The 19,520-nt window shown below is 54.4% G+C and carries 20 protein-coding genes, 1 tRNA gene and 1 pseudogene; 15 read left to right on the forward strand and 7 right to left on the reverse strand.

Annotation, left to right across the window (positions count from 1 at the left end; all coding sequences use genetic code 11):
* Positions 1-47: 47 nt before the first annotated feature.
* Entirely contained in the window at positions 48-1,151 is a 1,104-nt protein-coding gene (locus ACXLHR_RS10040) for a pyridoxal phosphate-dependent aminotransferase (protein ID WP_458791309.1), read from the forward strand.
* Here ACXLHR_RS10040 and ACXLHR_RS10045 read toward each other — a convergent pair.
* A complete protein-coding gene (locus ACXLHR_RS10045; protein WP_458791310.1) occupies positions 1,148-2,323 on the reverse strand; it encodes a pyridoxal-phosphate-dependent aminotransferase family protein in 1,176 nt (391 codons plus the stop codon). The two genes, ACXLHR_RS10040 and ACXLHR_RS10045, sit on opposite strands and share 4 nt — an antisense overlap.
* 130 nt (positions 2,324-2,453) lie before the next feature.
* Here ACXLHR_RS10045 and ACXLHR_RS10050 point away from each other — a divergent pair, with 130 nt between their 5' ends.
* Together ACXLHR_RS10050 and ygfZ are read left to right on the forward strand one after the other, a co-directional pair.
* On the forward strand, positions 2,454-4,223 hold the full coding sequence (locus tag ACXLHR_RS10050; protein ID WP_458791311.1) for an ABC transporter ATP-binding protein: 1,770 nt from the start codon (positions 2,454-2,456) through the stop codon (positions 4,221-4,223).
* Positions 4,220-4,951, forward strand: a complete 732-nt coding sequence (gene ygfZ, locus ACXLHR_RS10055) for a CAF17-like 4Fe-4S cluster assembly/insertion protein YgfZ (protein ID WP_458791312.1) — start codon at positions 4,220-4,222, stop codon at positions 4,949-4,951. Before ACXLHR_RS10050 ends, ygfZ begins: the two co-directional genes overlap by 4 nt.
* 26 nt (positions 4,952-4,977) lie before the next feature.
* On the opposite strand, the gene efp is transcribed toward ygfZ, so the two are convergent.
* Positions 4,978-5,541: an elongation factor P gene (gene efp, locus ACXLHR_RS10060; protein ID WP_458791313.1), complete on the reverse strand. Its 564-nt coding sequence runs from the start codon at positions 5,539-5,541 to the stop codon at positions 4,978-4,980.
* A gap of 223 nt (positions 5,542-5,764) precedes the next feature.
* On the opposite strand from efp, the gene ACXLHR_RS10065 reads away from it, so the two are divergent.
* Positions 5,765-6,088, forward strand: a complete 324-nt coding sequence (locus ACXLHR_RS10065; protein ID WP_445802590.1) for a DUF6280 family protein — start codon at positions 5,765-5,767, stop codon at positions 6,086-6,088.
* A 155-nt stretch (positions 6,089-6,243) separates the two neighbouring features.
* Here ACXLHR_RS10065 and ACXLHR_RS10070 read toward each other — a convergent pair whose 3' ends face one another.
* The 3 genes from ACXLHR_RS10070 to ACXLHR_RS10080 form a co-directional block, all read right to left on the reverse strand.
* Positions 6,244-7,056 (reverse strand): hypothetical protein, encoded by an 813-nt coding sequence (locus ACXLHR_RS10070; RefSeq protein ID WP_458791314.1) that lies wholly within the window; start codon positions 7,054-7,056, stop codon positions 6,244-6,246.
* A gap of 76 nt (positions 7,057-7,132) precedes the next feature.
* The gene (locus ACXLHR_RS10075) at positions 7,133-8,491 is read right to left on the reverse strand and encodes a TolC family outer membrane protein (RefSeq protein WP_458791315.1); all 1,359 of its coding nucleotides are present in this window, start codon (positions 8,489-8,491) and stop codon (positions 7,133-7,135) included.
* A gap of 61 nt (positions 8,492-8,552) precedes the next feature.
* Positions 8,553-9,179 (reverse strand): protein-L-isoaspartate O-methyltransferase family protein, encoded by a 627-nt coding sequence (locus tag ACXLHR_RS10080; RefSeq protein ID WP_458792523.1) that lies wholly within the window; start codon positions 9,177-9,179, stop codon positions 8,553-8,555.
* A gap of 156 nt (positions 9,180-9,335) precedes the next feature.
* On the opposite strand from ACXLHR_RS10080, the gene ACXLHR_RS10085 reads away from it, so the two are divergent.
* Positions 9,336-9,409, forward strand: a tRNA-Cys gene (locus ACXLHR_RS10085).
* 601 nt (positions 9,410-10,010) lie between these two features.
* Here ACXLHR_RS10085 and ACXLHR_RS10090 read toward each other — a convergent pair.
* Positions 10,011-10,319, reverse strand: a complete 309-nt coding sequence (locus ACXLHR_RS10090; RefSeq protein WP_458791316.1) for a hypothetical protein — start codon at positions 10,317-10,319, stop codon at positions 10,011-10,013.
* A 57-nt stretch (positions 10,320-10,376) separates the two neighbouring features.
* On the opposite strand from ACXLHR_RS10090, the pseudogene ACXLHR_RS10095 reads away from it, so the two are divergent.
* The 5 genes and pseudogenes from ACXLHR_RS10095 to phnE (ACXLHR_RS10115) all read left to right on the forward strand — a co-directional run.
* Positions 10,377-10,587 (forward strand): annotated as a pseudogene (locus ACXLHR_RS10095) (IS3 family transposase); the annotation flags it as partial.
* Positions 10,588-10,935: 348 nt separating this feature from the next.
* Positions 10,936-11,748 (forward strand): phosphonate ABC transporter ATP-binding protein, encoded by an 813-nt coding sequence (gene phnC / locus ACXLHR_RS10100; protein ID WP_458791317.1) that lies wholly within the window; start codon positions 10,936-10,938, stop codon positions 11,746-11,748.
* A gap of 34 nt (positions 11,749-11,782) precedes the next feature.
* A complete protein-coding gene (phnD, locus tag ACXLHR_RS10105) occupies positions 11,783-12,697 on the forward strand; it encodes a phosphonate ABC transporter substrate-binding protein (RefSeq protein ID WP_458791318.1) in 915 nt (304 codons plus the stop codon).
* Between the two features lie 61 nt (positions 12,698-12,758).
* Positions 12,759-13,625 (forward strand): phosphonate ABC transporter, permease protein PhnE, encoded by an 867-nt coding sequence (gene phnE / locus ACXLHR_RS10110; protein ID WP_458791319.1) that lies wholly within the window; start codon positions 12,759-12,761, stop codon positions 13,623-13,625.
* Between the two features lie 17 nt (positions 13,626-13,642).
* Complete coding sequence (gene phnE, locus ACXLHR_RS10115; protein WP_458791320.1) at positions 13,643-14,953, forward strand: phosphonate ABC transporter, permease protein PhnE; 1,311 nt, start codon at positions 13,643-13,645, stop codon at positions 14,951-14,953.
* Here phnE (ACXLHR_RS10115) and phnF read toward each other — a convergent pair.
* Positions 14,950-15,678, reverse strand: coding sequence for a phosphonate metabolism transcriptional regulator PhnF (gene phnF / locus ACXLHR_RS10120; RefSeq protein WP_458791321.1), 729 nt, complete (start codon positions 15,676-15,678; stop codon positions 14,950-14,952). The two genes, phnE (ACXLHR_RS10115) and phnF, sit on opposite strands and share 4 nt — an antisense overlap.
* Before the next feature lie 81 nt (positions 15,679-15,759).
* Here phnF and phnG point away from each other — a divergent pair, with 81 nt between their 5' ends.
* From phnG to phnK, 5 genes are read left to right on the forward strand one after another with little or no spacing between them, the layout of a single operon-like run.
* Positions 15,760-16,215 carry a phosphonate C-P lyase system protein PhnG gene (gene phnG / locus ACXLHR_RS10125; RefSeq protein ID WP_458792524.1) on the forward strand — a complete coding sequence of 152 codons (456 nt, stop codon included), beginning with the start codon at positions 15,760-15,762 and terminating at the stop codon, positions 16,213-16,215.
* Positions 16,215-16,778 (forward strand): phosphonate C-P lyase system protein PhnH, encoded by a 564-nt coding sequence (phnH, locus tag ACXLHR_RS10130; protein ID WP_458791322.1) that lies wholly within the window; start codon positions 16,215-16,217, stop codon positions 16,776-16,778. The genes phnG and phnH overlap by 1 nt, the downstream gene beginning before the upstream one ends.
* Positions 16,778-17,866 carry a carbon-phosphorus lyase complex subunit PhnI gene (locus ACXLHR_RS10135; RefSeq protein ID WP_458791323.1) on the forward strand — a complete coding sequence of 363 codons (1,089 nt, stop codon included), beginning with the start codon at positions 16,778-16,780 and terminating at the stop codon, positions 17,864-17,866. Before phnH ends, ACXLHR_RS10135 begins: the two co-directional genes overlap by 1 nt.
* The gene (locus ACXLHR_RS10140) at positions 17,863-18,747 is read left to right on the forward strand and encodes an alpha-D-ribose 1-methylphosphonate 5-phosphate C-P-lyase PhnJ (RefSeq protein WP_458791324.1); all 885 of its coding nucleotides are present in this window, start codon (positions 17,863-17,865) and stop codon (positions 18,745-18,747) included. Before ACXLHR_RS10135 ends, ACXLHR_RS10140 begins: the two co-directional genes overlap by 4 nt.
* Positions 18,744-19,520 carry a phosphonate C-P lyase system protein PhnK gene (phnK, locus tag ACXLHR_RS10145; protein WP_458791325.1) on the forward strand — a complete coding sequence of 259 codons (777 nt, stop codon included), beginning with the start codon at positions 18,744-18,746 and terminating at the stop codon, positions 19,518-19,520. The genes ACXLHR_RS10140 and phnK overlap by 4 nt, the downstream gene beginning before the upstream one ends.

Consider the following 19,520-nt stretch of genomic DNA (forward strand, 5'->3'; position numbering starts at 1 on the left):
CAAAAGTCGCAATTGCAAGATGTGCCGCTCAAAGAGATGCTGCCCTCATGACCAATGATCACCGCCTCACGCCCCTCGCCGCATCACTGCCTGCTTCGGTCCCATTCGTCGGGCCAGAGGCACAAGAACGCGCAAATCACGTTGAGTTTGCCGCGCGCTTAGGTGCAAATGAACTCGGTTTCGGGCCGTCACCACTTGCGATAAAAGCTATGCAAAATGCGGCGCACGAGGCGTGGATGTACGCCGATCCAGAGGCGCATGACCTACGCGAAGCCCTCGCAAACCTCCACAACATTTCCGCCGACTGCATCATGATCGGTGAAGGTATCGACGCGCTTTTGGGTAATCTTGTACGACTGTTCATCACCGCTGGCGATCATGTTGTAACTTCTGCGGGGGCCTATCCGACCTTCAATTATCACGTTGCAGGTTTCGGCGGTACGATTCACACGGTGCCATATACGGGCGACTATGAAGATCCTGCACGCCTGATCGCCAAAGGCACCGAAGTCGGCGCAAAACTGATCTATATCGCCAATCCCGACAACCCGATGGGCTCTGTTCACGATGGTCATGAGATTGAACAAATGATCGCAGCCCTGCCCAAAAACTGCCTGCTGATCCTTGATGAAGCCTACGTGGAATTTGCCCCGTTAAACTGCGTGGCAGCACCGTCGCCACATGATCCGCGTGTCATACGGATGCGTACGTTTTCAAAGGCTTATGGTCTTGCAGGTGCAAGGGTTGGTTATGCCATAGGTGCGCCAAGTGTAATCGGCGCCTTCCATAAAGTACGCAACCATTTCGGCATGAGCCGCATTTCGTTGGCTGGCGCATTGGCGGCATTAAACGACGACGCCCACACCACTTATATTATCAAAGAGGTCGAAAAATCCCGCGCGCGCATCGGATCTATCGCGCTTGAACACGGTCTGTCACCGTTACCGTCTGCAACCAATTTTGTCGCTATCGACTGCGGTAAAGATGGCGCATTTGCCAAACGCGTTGTTACGGAACTTGGTAAACTTGGCATCTTTGTGCGCATGCCATTTGTTGCCCCGCAAAACCGCTGTATACGCGTCAGTTGTGGCCCCAAACGGGAAATGGACCTTTTCGCAAAGGCCCTGCCACAGGCACTCGCCAAAGCTTAAGCGGTTGCGATTACCTCGGCGGCAGCCTGTAATGCGCCCGCGCCATGCGGGATGTTCAACGCGGTAAGACCTGCCTCGACAGTGCCCAAAACGCCCATGATCATATGCGCATTTACATGCCCCATGTGGCCAATCCGGAAATACGCATCAGCAGGAGCACGGCCCAAGCCGATGCCCAAGGTTAGCCCCGCCTTCTCTTCGCACCAGCGACGCAACAAATCGCCGTTTGGTGATCCTGCCGAAATCGCAGTGACTGCATGAGAGCGCATTTTGGGATCAGCAATGTTCAGCTGCAACGGACCTTCTTGCGACCAACAGTCAAACGCCGACCAAACCGTTTTCGCGAGTTTTTCATGACGGGCAAACACCGTGTCCAACCCCTCGGCCTTAATCATATCCAGCGCCTTGCGCAGCCCATAAAGGTGATGGGTTGGCGCGGTCCCATCAAAATACTGGAAAAAATGCTCTGGATCGGTACGGGTTCGCCAGTCCCAGTAGCGACTAGCGCCACCCGCGCGCGCCGCATCCGCTTTGGCGTTATACCAGACAAAAGAAATCCCTGCCGGCGTCATCAACCCTTTTTGACAAGCCGCTACCATCACATCGACGCCCCAAGCATCCATTTCGAATCGGTCACAGCCTAAAGACGCGATGCAATCTGCCATCAAAAGCGCATCGTGGCCCACAGCATCCAGAACAGTGCGCAGCCCCGCAATATCGTTTTTTACACTTGTCGAGGTATCAACATGAACCGCCAAAATCGCTTTGATTTTGCCAGCCTTATCCGCGCGCAACGCATCTTCAACTTGGACCAAATCAATACAGGCCTGATTGCCATAATCAATCGTTTGCACTGTTACACCGAGGCCCTCGGCCATCTCGCCCCAACCAATGCAAAACCGGCCCGTTGCCAGCACCAGCACAGTGTCGCCCGCCTGAACCGTGTTTGCCAACGCAGCCTCCCAAGCAGCATGACCATTGCCAATGTAAATCGCGACGTTCTGATCCGTCATGGCCAACTTTTTTAGATCAGGGATCAGGCTATTGGTCAGCTCATGCAGCTCACCCTCGTAAATGTTTGGCGACGCACGGTGCATCTCGCGTAAAACTGCTTCGGGGATGACCGACGGCCCAGGAATTGCGAGATAGGAACGACCATTTGCGAGCGACATAAATTATGCTTTCAGGAGTTGATTTGAGAGGACATTAACAAGGCCGCGCGCAGCGTCAAGCTTGCCCAACTTGCCCCGCCCCCCCATTTACCAGTAGACCACTACCAAGACTGAGCAAACAAGGCGTCAAATGGCAAACTTCGTGATCAAACAATCCGCATTTCCGCTGTTCCGATGGCTCTGGCGCGACTACCTGCGACCGCATCAAGGCACGCTGGCGCTCGCAGTTATGTTTATGGTCATCGAAGGTTCGATGCTCGGTTTCCTCAGCTACATGATACAACCGATGTTCGACAACGTGTTTGTGCAAGGTCAGGTCGATGCTCTATATTGGGTGGGGTTCGGCATCCTAGGGGTTTTCAGCGTGCGCGCGGTCAGCTCGGCGGCGCAGAGAATCCTGATGACTAAAGTAAGCCAACTTTCTTCGGCCGGAATGCGCAGCCATCTGTTGCGCCATCTAATGACGCTCGACGGCGGCTACCATCAAATTAATCCGCCCGGCCAACTCATCGAGCGGGTGCAAAGTGATGTTACCGTGGTGAACCAAATTTGGGCGTCGCTGCTGACAGGGATCGGCCGCGACCTGATCGCCGTGACCGTACTATTTTCGGTGGCGCTTTCGGTCGACTGGCGCTGGACCGCTGTGGCACTTGTCGGAATTCCGTTTTTGGTGCTACCATCCTTACTGGCTCAGGCCTATGTGCGCCGCCGTGCCGGAAATGCGCGCGACCTTGCAGGGCGGATGGCGACTCGCCTCGACGAAGTTTTCCACGGTATCAACGCCATCAAGCTCAATGCACTGGAACGCTACCAATCCGCGCGTTACGACGCCCTTGGGGACGCACGCGTGCACGCAGAAGTGCGCGCTGTCACCGGCCAAGCCGCCGTCCCCGCCCTGATCGACCTTATGACAGGTGTCGGATTTTTGGGTGTTTTGATATTTGGCGGCGCCGAAATCATCGAAGGCGAAAAAACCGTGGGGCAATTCATGTCCTTTTTCACCGCCATGTCGCTGGCGTTTGAACCACTACGCCGCCTTGGTTTGATGTCAGGCCAATGGCAAACAGCCGCCGCCTCGATCGAGCGCTTGCAAGATATCCTTAACGAAAAACCAACTCTGTTGTCCCCGGCAAACCCCAAACCGGCACCACAAACTGCCCCAATTATTACACTTAACGATGTTGCGCTGAACTACGGCGAGCTGCCCGTACTACGTGGTACCAGCTTCACTGCCGCAGCGGGCAAAACCACCGCGTTGGTGGGCGCGTCGGGCGCAGGCAAATCCACGATCTTTAACGTGCTGACACGGTTGGTAGACCCCGCATCCGGCACCGTCACAATCAACGGCGTCGCCAACACTGACATGTCGTTGCAAGACCTGCGCGGGCTGTTCTCGGTCGTATCCCAGGATGCGGCACTCTTCGATGAAACACTCCGTGACAACATACTGTTGGGTCGCACTGACGTGAGCGATACGGACCTTAAAAAAGTACTTAAAGCGGCCCATGTCGCAGACTTCATCGACCAAATGCCCGGCGGTCTCGACAGTCCTGCTGGCCCCCGCGGATCAAACCTGTCTGGCGGCCAACGCCAGCGGGTCGCGATCGCCCGTGCCCTCCTCCGTGACACACCTATTTTGCTCCTCGATGAGGCGACCAGCGCGCTCGACACCAAATCCGAGGCCATTGTACAATCGGCGCTTGAAGCCCTGTCAGACGGGCGCACAACCCTTGTGATCGCCCACCGTCTATCCACTGTACGCAATGCCCATTCCATCGTCGTCATGGACCATGGGCGCGTCGTCGACCAAGGCACACACGACGAATTGCTCGCCCGCGGCGGCATCTACGCCGACCTGCACAAACTTCAGTTCAGCCAGGAAAAGGCGCAAACAATATGAATACCCGCACCGTTCTCGCCGTAACAGGCAGCGATCGACACGACTTTCTGCAAGGGCTGATTACCAACGACGTAACGCGCGCAAAAGACGGGATCATCTATGCTGCCTTGCTCACCCCGCAAGGCAAATATATCGCCGACTTTTTTGTGCTGGACCAAAACAACAGCTTGCTGATCGATGTGGACACCGCGATCGCACCACAGCTTTTCCAGCGGCTCGGCATGTACCGCCTACGCGCCGACGTCACTATCGCCCAGACCGATATCATCGTATCACGCGGCACGGGCCCCATGCCAGACAACGCACTCCTCGACCCACGACATGATGCATTGGGATGGCGGCACTATGGCGACACTGACATCAGTGAACAAACCGATTGGGGGGCATTGCGCGTTACCTACCTGATCCCACAAACCGGGATCGAACTCACGCCTGAAACCTACATTTTAGAGGCAAATTTTGAAGCACTTCATGGTGTTGATTTTAAAAAGGGCTGCTTTGTCGGTCAAGAAATCGTCGCACGGATGAAGCACAAAACCGAACTCAAGAAAGGGCTTGTGCGGGTACAGATCGACGGCGAGGCACAGTCGGGCGACACCATCACCTCAGGCGAAAAACCGGTTGGCACATTGTACTCCGTTAGCGGCAACAATGGCATCGCCTATTTGCGCTTTGACCGCGCAAAGGACATGAAAACGCAAAAGGCCAGCCTGCGATTAGCAGACTGACCTTTCGATTTCAGAACGCGGGCAGCTTACGCGCGTTCGATATACTCAAACAATTCGGTATTCACCACAATAGCCTCATCCGTACCAACAAACGGCGGGATCATGACGCGCACACCGTTGTCCAACGTCGCTGGCTTAAAGCTATTGGCAGCCGTCTGGCCCTTCACAACAGGCTCGGTCTCGGCAACAATACATGTCACGCGCAAAGGCAGCGTCACATTTAGTGCTTCCTCGCCAAAATACTCGATTTTGACAGTCATGCCGTCTTGCAAGAAGGGACGACGGTCACCCAGAATATCCGCAGGCAATGCGATCTGCTCGTAGGTTTCTGTATCCATGAACGTCAACATATCATCAGCTTCATACAAAAACTGCTGATCCTTATTTTCCAAACGGACGCGCTCAACCTTATCGGCAGACCGGAAGCGTTCGTTTAACTTGCGACCATCGCGCAGGTTTTTCAATTCCACTTGCGCAAATGCGCCGCCCTTACCGGGCTTGACGTGGTCGACTTTCACAGCACCCCAGAGGCCGCCCTCGTGTTCAAGGACGTTTCCGGGTCTGATCTCATTTCCGTGGATTTTGGGCATGTTTCACTTCGTGTCAAAATTGTGGCAAACGGTTGATCGAATGATGACACAGCCTATATATTGGTGGTGTCATAGTAGCAAGGCAACTAAATAAGGGTTAACGAACCTCCAGTCATGCATTGAGTGCATAGCTGGCATTCCAAAACAGAACCCCCGAATCGGTTTAGATGTTGCATATTGCAGGTCACGCTCGAATGACAAGAGCAATAATAAAGGAAGCAAGATGAGAGATTTCGTCGACGGCACGGCCTTCAACAATGAACAGGGCAACCGCGCTCGCAAATTGTTTGCGGCTGTTGTGCTTGCCGCGCTGGATGATGCCATCGCTGATGACAAAAAATACGGTAACGGCCCGGAACAGATTGCGCGTTGGGCGCGGTCGCGTGACGGTCGTGAGGTATTGTCTTGCGCCGGTATCGACCCAAACGAACGGGTTGTAACAGGTTTGATGGATTTTGTTGGCAAGGGTGTACGCACCTCTGTGGCACTGTCCCGTGAAGAAAGCGAACGCCGCAACGCAGCTGAACTTGAAGCGCGCGCAGCATAAGCAAACCGAGTTAACCCACCCTGCCAGGTGCGGTTCTTAAAAACGCGGCCCTATTCAGGCCGCGTTTTTTTGTTTTACACCTAACGGGGGCAAAAGAAAAACGTAGCGGCTCATCAATGTGCGCGCCGTTCATTATACATTTTCGCAGGATTTTTTTAGTCGGTCAGGTTTGAAGACATCGCACGGTGGATTTCCGCGCGCACCAGTTTACGAATGTTGCGTGTAATCCGTTCGCCCAGATCGCCCTGCAACTCTTGACGCACCACCTCGACAACCATCTGGCGTATCTCTTCATGTTCCATCCTTGACCCTCCAGCAATATACGCTGCCAGTGTCTCGTCCAAATCGTCCGGAATCGGTGTACCGTCATCATCGCTTTGGCGCAGTTCATCGCCATAATCGGTATCTACGTCATCGGCATTATTCTCGACGACCGCATGGCGGAAAATCGGTTCGTCGCGGTGTGGATGCAACTTCACAACAGGGTCAGACGGCAATACCTCAGCGTGCTCAACGACGTCGTTGCGCATTGCGGCAAAGACATCAGCAAAATCTGTGGTTGCAACAGTCTCGCTGCCATCAGGCTCCCACTCATCAGCTTGTGACGTCACCGCAGCTTCCAATTCTGCAATCGTCGCCTCTAGGCTCGCACGCTCTGTCTCTGACATCCTGTCATGCAATAGCTGCTCTTGCATGACGTCCGCAGGAGTTAAGATCAATGGCTTCAACTGTAGCGCATCAGGTTCAGTCACATACGCCTCTGATTCGGCTGCGGCCGCTTTTGTAGTGTCCGGATCCTCGGCAACGCGCAACGCAGGCGTCAGTACAAATCTGCTAGGTTGAACCACCGCTGCCACGTCATTTTCCTTTGTTTCAACAGGGGAACGCAGCTTATCGCCTTGCGCAACAAGACGACGAATAGACGACAAGACATCTTCGATTTCTACGTTTGTGACCGCTTCGGACATTCTAGGATCCTGTTATACCTCAAGATTAGTGTAACCTGACTTATTCCTTCAAACAACCAATCCATACGAATTTGAATTATTGTCCAATCGAACGCAAAACACGGTCCAACGCCTTACCTTGATCCGACTTGATCGTCGGGGAGTCTTTTACCAGATTATAATAGGCCGAGGGGTCATATTGCTGCACTGGCAGGCGCAGATGCGTCGCAGTCAGCAAGCCCATCGCCGATAGCACCTGATAACTCGCAACAACCTCGTCGGCTTGCGCAGCAATCAGGTTGGCCTGCGCACTCAACAACTCTTGCTCAGCGTTCAATACATCAAGCGTGGTGCGCGCACCAAGAGTCGCCTCTTCACGGACACCGCTAAATGCGACGCGCGCCGCAGAGATCTGATTGTTCGACGACTGGGCCGAGGCCCCTGCCACCTCCAGAAAACTATACGCATTGCCAACGGCCTGCTCTATCCCCATAGCGGTCACATGCAGCGACGCACGTTGCGCATCACGTTGCGCCATAAACTGACGTAGCTGGCTCGACAAACGTCCGCCTGCATAAATCGGACCTGATGCAGTCACACCAACCTGACGTCCAACGTTCAAATCCTGATCGAATCCAATCTGGCCATTCAAAGTCACTGTCGGGCCCATAGCAGCTTCAGCGCGGCGAATATTCAGCTCCGCCGCACTTACACTATGCTGCGCACCTAACAAATCAGGGTGATTACGTAGCGCAAAGGCCTTTGCATCAGCCAATGATCGTGAAACGGGTGCTGGTGTTACGGGGCTCAATGATATCGGGCGGTGCCCAACGGCGGTCACATAAGCTTCCGCAGACCGCGACAAACTTCCTTCTGCAGCAGTCAACAGGCTGCGCGACGCTGCCAGTCGGGCTTCGGCCAATGCAACATCGGTGCGGGTCACTTCGCCCACATCAAACCGGTCCTGTGCAGCGCGGAATTCTTGGGTCAGCACACGCACGTTACTTTGGCGCAGTGTTACAAATTCGGTGTCACTACGGACCTGCATATACGCAGAGACGGCCCCCAGCAAAACGTCCTGTTCAAGAGCACGCAACCCTTCACGGGTGCCTAAAACCAGCTCTTTCTGAGCTTCAATCGCCAATTGGTTCGAGCCGCTGTCATAAAGTGTTAAATTCGCAGAAATCTGAGCCGTCGCAGCGATCAAATCAACATTTGCCGCACGCGGCGCCGAAGTGCTTGCCGAAGCAGTCCACGAAATCACAGGCAAGGTGGCCGCAACCGCTTGGGCCACACCCTCGTCAGCAGCGCGCAAAAGCGCACGGTTCTGATCTAACAGACCGGAATTATTATAGGCTGCCGTCAACGCATCCGCGAGCGTCTCTGCACGAGCAGCACTTGAAAAACCAAGCGTTGCGATAGCGACAATCGCCACAACCGATGTGCGAATATTCATAGTCAATTCCTCGTTAACGGCATAGGACCATCTGCAAAACGCAACGCCCGCACCATAAAAATCAGAGCGCGAATAACGCCTTAGCTTTAAAACCACTCAGCACTGGCGCACCAGCGTTAAACGAGAACCGCCAGTTCACAATACCGTCAATTTTATGGCCTATACGCACAACACCTAATGCGCCCTCGGCAAACACGCAAGCAATGCGGCCACCATCACGCAATTGCGCCAACAAACCATCAGGTACAAATTCAACCGCGCCCTGCACTATAATGATGTCATAAGGGCCTGATTTTGCGGCTCCTTCTTCCAACGGACCTTGCAGAACAGCAGCATTATCAATGCCATGCTCGGACAATGTGGTCTGCGCGGCCGCAGCACGATCCGCGTCGTCTTCCACCGCAACAACAAATTCCGACATCCGCGCTAGAACAGCCGTCGAATACCCCAACCCGCACCCGATATCGAGCACAACGTGCTTGGGCTCAATTGCCAAGGCATCCAACATCTTGGCAAATGTGCGCGGCTCCAGAACAACACGGCCACCACCCAAATCGATACTCTCACCTACATAAGCCGTCTCACGCATAGCTACAGGAATATAGTCCTCGCGCGGGATCGATAGCATGGCTTCAATGATCGGAAATTTGGTCACGTCAGACGGTCGAACTTGTGTATCGACCATCATGGTGCGGCGGGCTGTGTAATCGGTCACGCGCTAAACTTTCGCTTGGGTCAGAATCCTTGTGCCTTTAATGTCATATCTCCGCTTGATCAGCAACGAAACTTTGAGCTGATTGGCACCTTGCACACCACAAACCCTTGGTATATCCCGCACAAAGGTGGCGAGTGGGCAGGTAGGTTATGCAGCGGATTGCAAATCCGTGTAGACCGGTTCGATTCCGGTACTCGCCTCCAACCACCCCTTAAAATCAAAGACTTAGATAAAATCGACGCACTCAGGCGCAGCCCTCAAATACCTATACACAACCTAGACACAATACTTTCATTAAGGTAAAATCCATTTATGATGAAAAGTCTTAGCGGCCACACCCACAAAAAATTCGTCGAATAAGGGCTTTCGAGCTACAAGACCGATCGAAGTAAATTTTGGCAAGCACGCCTATGCGACAGGCGAAGTGACAAACACGTGACCAAGACTACAGGTGAATCTGATCGGCACGAAGCCACACTGATAGCTGGGAAATGGAAAGATGCGCGCAAAAACAGGCCTCACACGGCATTGTTGCAGAAGTGACATCTGAGGCGTGACCGCCTCTTGGCACACCTCCTAATATCGACATCGCGCAATACCGTCAGGCCGTTTTTGGCGAGCCGCTTGGGATGTCCATTTTGTGCCGGATGGATTGCCTTTGTAACACTGTGATGTGGCACAATCTACTACCTAAACACTCACTTCTCCGAGGATCGATAGATTGGTTCAGTGGATAGTGATTTTCGCATAGCCGCGAGCAAACTAGACACTGAAATAAACCTTCCCTTGGGGCGTTGTATATCATCACGCACCGAACGGATCGCCGGTATCCTGCTCATTTTGAAGCGCCTTCGTGCTTGTTTTGCAGATGGCCCGCAAGGCCGGTTTCGACCCCTCCTCCAAGGTCGGGTGATAAAATGGCATCACCAAAAGGCTTGCGGCAGTTTCGTCGCGATTGATCGCCAAAGCCAACAGATGTGCCATGTGTTGTGCCCGAGGGCAGAACAGTTCTGCCCCTCTCAGCCGCCTGCTCGGTTTGGCATCATAGAGCCGAACAGCCCACTGCGCGCGCCTCGACCTTTGCGCGGCCTTGATCGGAGTAATCCGCGCCACCCGTGATCACATACTCTCCCTTCGCCCTGCCCAAGACCGCAAGCGGCGAATCGGTGAAACATCAGACTGCCCGGCGACCTGGAGCGCCAGATTGGCGCATTCGTCGAGTAGTACAAAAATCAGCGTTATCACGAGAGCCTGAACAACGTCCCCCCCCCCCGCAGACGTCTACTTCGGACGCGATACAGCAATTCTCAGAGGAAGGGAGAGGATCAAGAAACGGACAATCAAGCAACGCCGCTTACAACATCAAAAACAAGCAGCGTAATCATCACACAAACGATCCAGAGCCTCGAATGCTCAAGCCGCTCTGATGTCCAAATTAAAATGACGACGAATACAACGACGTTGTACGGTCCGGTCCACTTTTGTCAGGGCTGATAGGTAAACCAATACTGTGCTTGCCCTGAGTTCTAACGCGTGGGGGATTTCATCTGCTGCGATTTGTCAGGGCAACGCCGAATGGGCAAGTGAAACATGGCCAAGCGTTTAGGGTAACGGAGAACGGTAAGTCAATCTATGAGTTATGATTCAATATTTCATAAAACTGATATGTTAGTGACACGTAAGTGTCACTAATCCGACGTAGGTCTCTTCTCGAACTGAAGGGGTCAAAATGCTTAAGATCGATACACTGACTAAGAAATTTGGTCAAAAAACTGCTGTTGATAATGTGACCTTCGAGGTTGATCGGTCAATGATGATTGGCATCATCGGGCGTTCTGGCGCGGGTAAATCTACGCTACTACGGATCATGAACCGGATGGACAATGCGACCAGTGGCTCGATTACATGTGGTGACGTGAACGTGACAGGCGCAACCGGATCTGCAAAACGTGCATGGCAATCGCGTTGCGCAATGATATTCCAACAGTTCAACCTCGTTCCGCGTATGGATGTGGTTTCCAACGTCCTGCACGGCACATTAAACCGCCACTCAACACTTGCGACGATGTTCAACTTGTATCCGCAAAAAGACATCTACAAAGCTATCGAAATTCTGGATCGCCTCGGCATTGCAGAACACGCACCAAAACGTGCGGACGCACTTTCGGGTGGCCAACAACAGCGCGTGGCGATTGCACGTGCGTTAATGCAAAACCCTGAAATCATCCTTGCCGATGAACCAATCGCATCGCTTGATCCTATGAACGCACAGGTCGTAATGGACGCGCTGCGCCGCATTCACGACGAAGACGGACGCATGGTTATTGCCAACCTACACACACTCGACACGGCGCGGCGCTATTGTGACCGCGTGATCGGAATGCGTGACGGTCGGGTCGTTTTTGACGGCACGCCAGAGCAGCTAACAACGAACGCTGCACGCGAGATCTACGGGGCGGGGGCTGACTTTTCCGAAGCAGCTACGTCGACGCAGATCGAAACTCTCGAACGGGCAGAACGCCATCAATTGCTAACTGCTTAGAAATCATCCTGCTAAAATCTCAATGGAGAAACCCATGAAAACGACCATCGCACTTGCCCTTGTCGCAAGCACATCCTTGACGTCGGTTGTAGTCGCACAAGACGCTGCAATCTCAGAATTCCGCATCGGCATTTTGGGCGGCGAAAATGCACAAGACCGTATGACTTCGAACGAATGTGTGCGCGCATACGTCGAAGACCTGCTGGGTGTAGAAACAAAAATCTTTACGCCTGCTGACTATGACGGTGTGATCCAAGGCTTGCTTGGTGGCACAATCGACATGGCATGGTTGGGCGCGTCGGCCTACGCCAAAACGTTCATGACAGACCCTGAAGCGGTTGACGTTGTTATGGTCAAAACCAACCTTGACGAGAGTTACGGTTATTACTCTGTCGGATTTGCGCGCACTGACAGTGGCATCACATCGCTAGCAGATATGGAAGGCAAAGTGTTTGCTTTCGGTGATCCGAACTCGACATCCGGCTTCTTGATCCCGTCTGTCGAAATCCCTGCTGCGGTTGGCGCAACTATGGACTCTGGCGACTACTTTGGTGAGGTGCGCTTTGTTGGCGGGCACGAGCAGACCATCGTTGCGGTTGCTAACGGAGACGTTGATGCAGGTGTGACTTGGGCTGACGGTCAAGGCGATTGGTTGGACGGTTACAACTCTGGCGCGCTGCGCAAAGCGTCCGACTCCGGTCTTGTTGACATGAATGATCTGGTCGAAATTTGGCGCTCGGACATCATTCCTGAAGGCCCAATTGTTCTGCGCCGCGCCTTGCCCGAAGACGTGAAAGCCCAAGTTGTTGATTTCCTCGGCAACTTGCACACCCAAGACGCAGAATGTGCATACAACATGGCTGCTGGCGAAACTGCAGGTTTCTTTCCAATCACCCATGACGCCTACAAAAACATCATCGCCGTGCGCGAAGCTGTTCAGGCCGACTAAATCGTCCACGACGGATCGGGGCAGCGTTTGACGCTGCCCCCCTCTTCATTTGGAGCACCCTATGACCGACGCCACGCATATTGGATCGAACAGCACTGCGATCATTCAGGAAAACTATCTGACGTTGGTACGCCGCCGTCGAACCTATGGTGGCCTTACGCTGTCAATCTTTGTGTTGCTTATGGTGTCAGGTTTCATGATCGCAGACGACCGCAATGCTGGCGGGTTTTGGTTTGGATGGCATCAAGTGCTAGATTTTCCGCGCGATGTCTTTACAGAAACATGGGAGAAGCGCGCGGAATTACCCGCGTCGCTGGCCAAGTATTTCCCCTCTTTAATCGAAACCATTAACATTGCGGCGGCTTCGACGTTGATCGGGGCCATGTTCGGGCTGGTCTTGTCTTTGCTGTCTACACGCGGGCTGGCACGCTGGCCCAGAGCGATCCCGCTGTTTCGTCGTTGGATGGATATCCTGCGCGCGATCCCTGAGATCGTCATTGCGCTAGTTCTGATTTTTGTGCTCGGAGGCGGACCCATTCCAGCGATGATTGCTATTGCACTTCACACCGCCGGCGCGCTTGGAAAAATGTTTTCCGAAGTTGCCGAAAATGCCGACCTAAAGCCCGTTGATGGTTTGCAATCCACAGGTGCGACATGGGCGCAATCCATGATGCTCGGCGTACTGCCTCAAGTCGCCCCCAACTTTCTTAGCTATGCTTTACTGCGTTTTGAAATCAATATCCGCGCCTCGGCCATTCTAGGCTTTGTCGGTGCAGGCGGTATCGGCGCAGAATTAAGCCGCGCTATGGCGTGGGGGCCAGGACGATTTGATGAAGCAGCGGCAATCTTTTTGCTTTTATTCGGCACAATCGTATTTTTTGACCAAGTGTCCAGCCGCTATCGCAATAAATTGACAGAAGGGTTATAAAATTGACCGAAACAACTATGACACTTGCACCGGCAAGAGCTTCTGCCACTGCCCTGTTCCGCCGTAAACGGAAGGCCGCATTTACCGTTCCTGCGATCATTCTGGCGTATCTACTGTATATCGCCATCTCATTCGACGTGGTTGGATTGGCAAAGCGGGCCAGCTTGGAAAACGCGGCCATTCTGGCATCTGACGTTTGGTCACATAAAGTCCATGTGACCCGAGACAACCGACGCGGCGGCACCACCATCGCAATTGAAGGCGAACGCAAGGGCACCTATGTCGACGGAACCAGCCCTGGTTGGGTCAGCATGGACGGCGCAGACGACACAACGATCGATCTTGAAAACGGGTATCTTGTGCGGCTCTTGCCCGACGATGCCGCGACCTTCGATATCCCCGACTTTGGCACAATCGAAATGCAGTTGCTTGACGGCTCGATCCGTACAAACCTGCAAGACCCCATCCCCGATTGGATCAATAAATCCGACCAGCGCATTACAATCACTACCGATGCAGGGCGTATGGCCATGACTCGCACGCGGACCGAAGTGTTCCGCTATTTCAGCGGCTGGGAACTGTTCTGGTTCACACTCGACAGCCCTTATTACGGGCATAGCGTCGCCCAGATCGTCGCAGGTGACCGCATTGACCCCGCCCGTAACAACATTTCTGGCGCGATTTCCGACTTTTGGAACAACGCAATGTGGCGGCACAAAGACGTGGCATGGGCGATGGGCGAAACGATCTTGATGGCATTCTTGGGCACATTTGGCGCCGCGATGATTGCCCTGCCGCTCGCGTTCATTGCTGCAAAACGGTTTTCGCCGTTCATGCTGGTCCGCGCGTCCATGCGCCGCATTTTTGACTTTGTGCGCGGTGTCGATGCTTTGATCTGGACGGTTGTGCTGGCGCGTGCATTTGGCCCAGGCCCTTTGACAGGCGCTTTGGCAATTCTTGTCACGGACACTGGTACATTCGGTAAAACCTTTTCCGAGGCATTGGAAAACGTGGACCAGAAACAGATCGACGGCATATCGTCCACTGGCGCAAAGCCATTGCAGCGCTACCGCTTTGGCGTGATCCCGCAAGTGGCACCAGTGCTTTTGGCGCAAGTCCTATACTTCCTCGAATCCAACACGCGCTCGGCGACAATCATCGGCGCGATCACTGGCGGCGGGATTGGACTGATGCTGACCCAAGCGATCCAAACCCAAAAGGATTGGGAAGAAGTCGGGTATTACATCACGTTGATCATCATCTTGGTGATGTTCATGGATTGGCTGTCTGGCTGGCTACGTGGCCGTCTGATCGGGCGTAAAGATTAATCGTCAAACGTCAATGTCACCCGATCCCCTGCGAACCAAGTCCGCCCCAGCTCTACAGGATTGCCGTCGCCATCGACGCTAAGGCTGGATATGCGAAGCAAGGGACTGCCTTCGTGGATTTGCAAATGCAAGGCTTGGGTGGCCGCTGCGAGTACTGCATCAATTCGTGTTGAGGTGCGCGAATAGTCATCAACCCCGATGCTTTTGAGGGCTGCTGTCACGCCCAATCCTTCGCGCAGAGCTTCCTCGATCCCCTGCAGCCTTTCCAGCGGATAGAGGGCCTCGAATATGGCCACGGGCACATTATCCGCCAATGACAACCCGTAACAAATCAACACTTGCGTTTCGCTATTTATCGCAAGTGTGGTGGCCTCGGGTTTGGTTGGGGCACGGCGTTCTAAGGTCAGGATTTTCTTGGCGGGTTCGCGCCCGACGGCCCGCAGATTTTCGTGGAACCGCACACGTTTACCGATGGCATAATCAGTCGGGCGCGCTGCAACAAACGCACCCGCCCCGCGTCTGGTATGCACCAATCCCTCTGAAACCAACTGCGTCAGCGCGTGGCGCACCGTATGGCGATTGACCCCAAAACGAACTGCCAATGCGGCCTCTGTCTGCAGCTTATCACCCACGCCATAGCGCCCTTCGGATATGTCGCTGCGCAACTCCGACGCGATGGATTGCCAGACAGGTGTGCGGCGCGGCTTGGACGATGTGTCATACAAAATTCACAAAACTCCTCTGGGGTCCGAGACCGAATCTGTTAATATATGTCTAGTTGTATAGTAAACCAGAAAGTTGTCGAGATGGAATATCAAACCGCCACTCTCCAAGACCGTCAAGCATGGATGGGCCTGCTGGCGAAGGCTGGGCAGGGCCAAGCGGCACAGCTTCTTGATGCTGTCGTTACGCGCCCTGCGTTTACATGGTTGCGCGCCCCCGAACTGGGCAGCGTCATGGTGCGGGGTCGTGCAAGCGGCACAGGCGCGCCCTTTAACTTGGGCGAAATGACGGTCACGCGCTGCGCCTTGCGGCTGGAGTGCGGCTCCGTAGGTCACGCATATATCCAAGGGCGCAACAAGGCGGATGCCGAAGCGGCCGCAATCACTGACGCGCTTATGCAAACAGACCAAGCAAATGCCGTGCGCCAGCATGTACTGACCCCACTTGAACAGACGCGTAGCAGTGCAAAGGCCCGCCGCGCGGCAAAAGCCGCTGCCACCAAAGTCGATTTTTTCACTCTTGTTGGTGGGAGCAACTGATGCAGATTAAAACCTTAGAAGGCGGATTTTCCAACCCTGCGCTGCAATCCGCTGCAGCCTTTCGCGGTGTAATGGAAGCAATGGCAAGGCCCGGCACGCTACAATGCGTGCAAGGTGCCACGCCCCCTGCTCCGCTGTCTGCGGCGGCTGGTGCGGTTTTGTTGACGCTTTGCGATACAGAAACGCCGCTGCATCTGGCGCAAGAGATCGATACGCCCGCCCTGCGTCACTGGATCGCCTTTCACATTGGCGCACCCATTGTCGGTCCGTCCCATTGCCAATTCGCGCTTGGGCACTGGGATGACCTGATGCCGCTCTCGAACTATCCCAAAGGCACTTCGGAATACCCCGACAGGTCCACCACATTGATCATTGAAATGTCCGAATTGGCGCAAAGCGGCGCAACCCTCAAAGGGCCAGGGATCAAAACCCAAGCGACCCTTTCATTACCTTGCATCACGCCATTCCAAGACAACGCAGCGCAGTTTCCGCTGGGTTTAGATTTCATTTTCACTTGCGGCGATACGCTTGCCGCACTTCCCCGCACAACGGAGGTTTTCTGATGTATGTAGCTGTTAAAGGCGGCGAGCGGGCGATCGAAAATGCGCACGCATGGCTGGCCGAAGAACGGCGCGGCAATGTTGCGGTTCCTGAGCTTTCGGTTGCGCAAATTCGCGAACAATTTGCACTGGCTGTCAATCGCGTGATGGCAGAAGGATCGCTGTTTGATCCCGATCTTGCCGCACTTGCAATCAAACAATCGCGCGGTGATCTGATCGAGGCGATTTTCCTGATCCGCGCCTACCGCACCACCCTGCCGCGTTTTGGCGTGTCTGCGCCGATTGACACAGAAACCATGGCTTGTGATCGCCGTATTTCCGCGACATTCAAGGATGTCCCCGGTGGGCAAATCCTAGGCCCGACGTTTGATTATACGCACCGATTGCTGGACTTCAAACTTGCCGCAGATGGCGAAGTGAGCGCTGCGCCTGAACGGCCAGCAGATCAAATGCCCAAACCCCGCGTTGCGGATTTTCTCAACCGCGAGGGTCTGATCGAAGAGGCGCCGCGCGATGACACCGAGCCGCGCGACCTGACCCGCGAGCCACTAGAAATGCCAGCCGATCGGGCCTTGCGATTGCAGGCATTGGCGCGGGCTGACGAAGGGTTCACGCTGTCGCTCGCTTATTCGACCCAACGCGGTTACGCGCGCAACCATGCGTTTGTCGGCGAATTGCGGATCGGTACAGTGGATGTGCAAATGGACATTCCAGAGCTGGGGTTTGCCGTTGATATCGGTGAAATTATTGTGACCGAATGTGAAAGCGTTAACCAGTTCACAGGCTCCAAGACTGAACCACCGCAATTCACGCGCGGCTATGGTCTGGTGTTTGGCCAAACCGAGCGCAAGGCGATTTCAATGGCATTGGTGGATCGTGCCATGCGGTGGGAGGAACTGGGCGAGGATAACGTGGGTGCGCCCGTGCAAGACACTGAATTTGTACTGTATCACGCTGACAACATCCAAGCGACAGGGTTCCTCGAACACATCAAACTACCGCATTATGTCGATTTTCAGTCCGAGCTGGAACTAGTGCGCAAACTGCGCCGTGACGTGCATGCGTCCCAATCTCAAGAGGCCGCAGAATGAGCGTGAAACAACAAGAACCAGTTGCAATGGATCAGGATTACAACTTTGCATACCTTGACGAGCAGACCAAACGCATGATCCGTCGCGCGATCCTTAAGGGGCTTGCCATTCCGGGTTACCAAGTGCCATTCGCGAGCCGCGAAATGCCGATGCCATATGGTTGGGGCACGGGCGGCGTGCAGGTTTCGGCCGCAGTGATGACCCGCAATGACAGGTTCAAAGTTATTGATCAGGGCGCGGATGATACCACAAACGCAGTATCGATCCGCAGCTTTTTCCAGCGCGTCGCAGGGGTCGCCACCACAACGCGCACAGCCGAAGCGACGATCATCCAAACGCGCCACAGGATACCAGAGCAGGACTTGATCGAAGGTCAAACCCTCGTTTATCAGGTGCCTATTCCAGAACCTTTGCGGTTTTTGGAACCCCGCGAAAGCGAAACCCGCAAGATGCACAGTCTGGAAGAATACGGTCTGATGCACGTCAAGCTTTACGAGGACATCAGCCGTCACGGCCATATTGCGACCGCTTATTCCTATCCGGTCAAGGTCGAGGGGCGCTATGTGATGGACCCGTCCCCGATCCCGAAATTTGATAACCTGAAACTCGGCAATTGTGCGGCGGTTCAGTTATTTGGCGCCGGTCGCGAGCAACGCATTTATGCACTGCCACCCTACACCAATGCCGTGAGTCTCGATTTCGAGGATCACCCGTTTGAGGCCTCTAAGGCGAATCATCCCTGCGGGTTGTGTGATGCGCAAAACAGCTATCTCGACGAGATCATTATCGATGATGCAGGCGGACGGATGTTCGTGTGCTCGGACACCGATTTTTGCACGATGCGGCAAGCCGACGGCCACAAAGGAAAGGACGCAGGATGACTAACAACCCCCTATTGTCAGTGCGCAGATTGGCAAAACATTATGGCGCACAAATCGGTTGCACGGATGTTTCATTTGATCTTTTTCCCGGAGAAGTCATGGGAATCGTCGGGGAGTCTGGATCAGGTAAGTCAACTTTGCTGAATTGCATGGCTGGACATTTGGCCCCCGACGCCGGCGAGGTTCTCTTTGAGACGCGCACCGACGGCCTACGCGATACATTGCAAATGTCGGAGCCAGAACGGCGGATGCTGTCGCGCACCGATTGGGCGTTTGTGCACCAACACGCCCGCGACGGGCTGCGCATGGGTGTGAGCGCGGGCGGCAATGTCGGCGAACGTCTGATGGCCGTGGGCGCGCGCAATTACGGCGACATTCGCAGCACCGCGATTGACTGGCTCGACCGCGTGGAAATCGACGAAAGCCGCATTGATGATCGGCCCACCACCTTTTCAGGGGGTATGCAGCAACGTTTGCAAATTGCGCGGAATCTGGTGACGGGGCCGCGATTGGTGTTCATGGACGAACCCACCGGCGGGCTGGACGTTAGCGTGCAAGCGCGTCTTCTCGATATGATCCGCAGCCTTGTGCGCGACATGGAGTTGTCCGCAATTATTGTTACCCACGATCTCGCCGTCGTGCGGCTTTTGGCGGATCGTTTGATGGTAATGAAATCCGGTCATGTGGTCGAAGCAGGGCTAACCGATCAAGTGCTTGACGACCCCCAACACGCCTACACCCAGCTGCTTGTCAGCTCAATCTTGCAAGTGTGA

It is taken from the genome of Yoonia sp. MH D7, assembly GCF_054439475.1.

What these genes read in the sequence shown, in the direction of transcription:
- ACXLHR_RS10040 (WP_458791309.1), top strand. Translation starts at nt 48, where the DNA reads ATGACCAATGATCACCGCCTCACGCCCCTCGCCGCATCACTGCCTGCT.
- ACXLHR_RS10045 (WP_458791310.1), bottom strand. Translation starts at nt 2,323, where the DNA reads ATGTCGCTCGCAAATGGTCGTTCCTATCTCGCAATTCCTGGGCCGTCG.
- ACXLHR_RS10050 (WP_458791311.1), top strand. Translation starts at nt 2,454, where the DNA reads ATGGCAAACTTCGTGATCAAACAATCCGCATTTCCGCTGTTCCGATGG.
- ygfZ (WP_458791312.1), top strand. Translation starts at nt 4,220, where the DNA reads ATGAATACCCGCACCGTTCTCGCCGTAACAGGCAGCGATCGACACGAC.
- efp (WP_458791313.1), bottom strand. Translation starts at nt 5,541, where the DNA reads ATGCCCAAAATCCACGGAAATGAGATCAGACCCGGAAACGTCCTTGAA.
- ACXLHR_RS10065 (WP_445802590.1), top strand. Translation starts at nt 5,765, where the DNA reads ATGAGAGATTTCGTCGACGGCACGGCCTTCAACAATGAACAGGGCAAC.
- ACXLHR_RS10070 (WP_458791314.1), bottom strand. Translation starts at nt 7,056, where the DNA reads ATGTCCGAAGCGGTCACAAACGTAGAAATCGAAGATGTCTTGTCGTCT.
- ACXLHR_RS10075 (WP_458791315.1), bottom strand. Translation starts at nt 8,491, where the DNA reads ATGAATATTCGCACATCGGTTGTGGCGATTGTCGCTATCGCAACGCTT.
- ACXLHR_RS10080 (WP_458792523.1), bottom strand. Translation starts at nt 9,179, where the DNA reads ATGATGGTCGATACACAAGTTCGACCGTCTGACGTGACCAAATTTCCG.
- phnC (WP_458791317.1), top strand. Translation starts at nt 10,936, where the DNA reads ATGCTTAAGATCGATACACTGACTAAGAAATTTGGTCAAAAAACTGCT.
- phnD (WP_458791318.1), top strand. Translation starts at nt 11,783, where the DNA reads ATGAAAACGACCATCGCACTTGCCCTTGTCGCAAGCACATCCTTGACG.
- phnE (WP_458791319.1), top strand. Translation starts at nt 12,759, where the DNA reads ATGACCGACGCCACGCATATTGGATCGAACAGCACTGCGATCATTCAG.
- phnE (WP_458791320.1), top strand. Translation starts at nt 13,643, where the DNA reads ATGACACTTGCACCGGCAAGAGCTTCTGCCACTGCCCTGTTCCGCCGT.
- phnG (WP_458792524.1), top strand. Translation starts at nt 15,760, where the DNA reads ATGGAATATCAAACCGCCACTCTCCAAGACCGTCAAGCATGGATGGGC.
- phnH (WP_458791322.1), top strand. Translation starts at nt 16,215, where the DNA reads ATGCAGATTAAAACCTTAGAAGGCGGATTTTCCAACCCTGCGCTGCAA.
- ACXLHR_RS10135 (WP_458791323.1), top strand. Translation starts at nt 16,778, where the DNA reads ATGTATGTAGCTGTTAAAGGCGGCGAGCGGGCGATCGAAAATGCGCAC.
- ACXLHR_RS10140 (WP_458791324.1), top strand. Translation starts at nt 17,863, where the DNA reads ATGAGCGTGAAACAACAAGAACCAGTTGCAATGGATCAGGATTACAAC.
- phnK (WP_458791325.1), top strand. Translation starts at nt 18,744, where the DNA reads ATGACTAACAACCCCCTATTGTCAGTGCGCAGATTGGCAAAACATTAT.